General features: G+C 68.5%; 1 pseudogene. It reads left to right on the top strand.

The window, feature by feature from the left end:
• Positions 1 to 298 (top strand): annotated as a pseudogene (locus tag EN807_RS34480) (AraC family transcriptional regulator); the annotation flags it as partial.

The raw sequence follows: 298 nt of genomic DNA, 5'->3' as shown, positions 1-298 counted from the left end.
CTTCCGATCTCGCGCTGCAGCTCGACCAGCCGGTTTTCGTCACGGGGCGCGGCGAGGGCGCGCTGTGGGAGAGATTGGGTAATACGGTCAGGATGATCCAGGCGGAATATGCCGACAGGCTGCCCGGTGTCGAAAGAATCCTGCCGCCGCTGATCGCGGTGGCGCTGTCGGGCATCGCTAGCCTCGATGCGCAATCGCATGCCATCGCGGTGCCGGCGGCGGTGGCGCTCGGCGGCCGGCTGCGGCGGCTGATCGACCGGCACTTCCGCGAGGACTGGCCGGTGGAGCGCTATGTCGA

The sequence above is a fragment of the Mesorhizobium sp. M5C.F.Ca.ET.164.01.1.1 genome, from assembly GCF_004792125.1.
Taxonomy (GTDB): domain Bacteria; phylum Pseudomonadota; class Alphaproteobacteria; order Rhizobiales; family Rhizobiaceae; genus Mesorhizobium; species Mesorhizobium wenxiniae.
The sequence above is the reverse complement of the archived record's forward strand: the minus strand, read 5'-3'. Positions and strand labels throughout refer to the sequence as shown.